We start from the raw sequence: 2,855 nt of genomic DNA on the forward strand, positions 1-2,855 counted from the left end.
CGCACCTTGCTTGCGCAAGTGCGGGACACGACGCTTGCTGCTTACGCGCATCAGGATCTGCCCTTCGAGAAGCTCGTCGAAGCGCTCGCGCCGGTTCGCGATACCAGCCGCACGGCGCTGTTCCAGGTGATGTTCGTGTTGCAGAATGCGCCGATGGAGCCGCTCGCGCTGCCCGGCCTTACGCTTGAGGTGCTGCCTCCTTCCGAAGCTGGCGCCAAGTTCGATATCACGCTGAATCTGACGCACGCACAGGATCGCTTTGCGGGCGGCATCAGCTACGCCACCGATCTCTTCGATGAGCGCACCATCGTTCGCTTTGGCGAGCGCTTCACGCGCTTGCTCGAACAAGCACTCCATCAACCCGATGCACGGCTGCATGCGTTCGAACTCGTGCTGCCTGAAGAACATGCGCTGCTCGAAAGCTGGAACGATACGGCTGCAGCCTATCCCGAGCATCTGTGCATTCATCAACTCTTCGAACAGCAAGTCGAGAAGACACCCGATGCAATCGCACTCGTCTTCGAAGACGATTCGCTCACGTATGCGCAACTCAACGCACGCGCCAATCGACTCGCGCATCATCTGATCGCACTTGGCGTCGGCCCGGAAGATCGCGTCGCGCTGTGCATGGAGCGCGGCATCGGCATGATCGTCGCGTTGATGGCGATACTCAAAGCCGGCGGCGCTTACGTGCCGCTCGATCCGGCGTATCCCGGCGAACGCCTGAGCCATATCCTCACGGATGCAGCGCCTGTGCTTCTGATCGCCGATACCGCCGGCCGTGACGCTCTCGGCGACACGGGAACATTGAGTGTGCTCGATGCCGATGCATCGCTCGACGATGCGCTCTCACACCATAACCCACAGACAACCGTCGCACCGCATAACCTCGCCTACGTGATCTACACCTCCGGTTCGACCGGCAAGCCCAAGGGCGTTGCAATCGAACATCGGAACGCAGTGAACTTCCTGACCTGGACTGAGCGCGCCTTCACGCTCGAAGAGCTTTCACACACGCTTTTCGCAACATCGCTCAACTTCGATCTGTCCATCTACGAGTGCTTCGCACCGCTGAGCCGAGGTGCGACGGTCCATCTGGTCGATAACGTCCTCGCGCTCGTCAGAAATCGGCACGAGGTCAGTCTCGTCAATACGGTGCCATCGGCGATTACTTCGCTGCTGGATGCGGGCGCGTCGCTCGAATCGATCCGCACGATCAACCTTGCCGGCGAACCGCTCAAGCTCGCGCTGATGAAACGCATCTTCGCGGAGACGGGTATCGAGCGGCTGTGCAATCTCTATGGACCCTCCGAGACCACGACTTACTCGACCTGGATCGAGATGCATCGAGGCGAGCATTTGACGGAAACCATCGGCAAGCCGATCGCCAACACGCGCATTTATCTGCTCGATACTCAATGCAGGCCAGTGCCGCTCGGCACGGTGGGCGAGCTTTATATCGGCGGCGCGGGCGTGGCGCGTGGCTATCTGAACCGGCCCGAGCTCACTGCCGAACGCTTCCTCGACGATCCCTTCACAGCAGGCGCCCGCATGTACCGCACCGGCGACCTGGCTCGCTATCGAGCCGACGGCAATATCGAGTTCCTCGGCCGCAACGATCATCAGGTCAAGATTCGCGGCTTCCGTATCGAGCTCGGCGAGATCGAAGCACAACTCGTCGCGCATCCGTCGGTGCGTGAAGCGGTAGTCATCGCCCGAGCACGACATGAGGATTCGCAGGATCAACAACTCGTCGCCTATATCACGCTGCTCGCCGATACCGATGTCAACGTCCTGCGCGAACATCTCTCCTCGCACTTGCCCGACTACATGGTGCCTTCGGCCTTCGTCACGCTCGATGCACTGCCCCTCACCCCCAATGGCAAGCTCGATCGTCACGCGCTGCCCGACCCGCAAGCCGATGCCTTCGCGTTGCGCCCCTTCGAAGCACCGCAAGGCCAAACCGAAAGCGCGCTCGCCGAGTTGTGGGCCGAGTTGCTCGGCCTCGAACGCGTCGGCCGGCAAGACAACTTCTTCTCCCTCGGTGGACACTCGCTGCTTGCCGTGACGCTCGTCGAGCGCATGCGCCGCATCGGCCTGCACGCCAACGTGCGCGATCTCTTCGCCACGCCCGTGCTCAGCGCGCTCGCCGCTTCGCTCGAACATGGTGCGATCGCCTCCGATATCGTCGTGCCGCCCAATGCCATCACGCCCGATACCACCGCGCTCACCCCGGCCATGCTGCCGCTCATCGCACTGACGCAAACCGATATCGATCGCATCGTCGCGCACGTGCCCGGCGGCATTCGTAACGTGCAAGATATCTATGCACTCGCGCCGCTTCAGGAAGGCATTCTGTTCCATCACATGCTGACCACCGAGGGCGATCCGTATCTGCAAACCGCGCGCATCGCCTTCGATAGCCGCGCGCGTTTCGATGCCTGGTTCGATGCCCTGCAACAGATCATCGAGCGGCACGACATTCTTCGCACCGCGTTCATTCACGATGGCCTCAGTACGCCCGCGCAAGTCGTCCTGCGTCATGCGCCGGCCGCGCTGCGCGAGATCGAGCTCGACGCTGTCGAACAACTCGCCCAACAGTTCGATGCCCGTTCACAGCGTCTGCCGCTGGATCAAGCCCCGTTGCTGCGGCTCACGGTTGCCAAGGAACCCGGCACCGAACGCTGGCTCGCGTTGCTCGTGTGGCATCACCTGATCGGCGATCACGTCACGCTGGAGGTGATCCAGAAGGAGATCAGCGCCCTGCTCGATGACCGTGCGCACGCGCTCGGCACGGCTCAACACTTCCGCGATCTGGTCGCGCAAGCCCGGCTCGGCGCAAGTCAGCAAGAGCA

1 protein-coding gene is annotated in these 2,855 nt (G+C 62.0%); it reads left to right on the forward strand.

Features of this window, described 5'->3' with window-relative positions:
- On the forward strand, positions 1–2,855 hold a 2,855-nt coding region (locus tag AWB70_RS38030; RefSeq protein ID WP_143281755.1), incomplete at both ends, for a non-ribosomal peptide synthetase.

The organism is Caballeronia cordobensis (assembly GCF_001544575.2).
GTDB classification, from domain to species: domain Bacteria; phylum Pseudomonadota; class Gammaproteobacteria; order Burkholderiales; family Burkholderiaceae; genus Caballeronia; species Caballeronia cordobensis.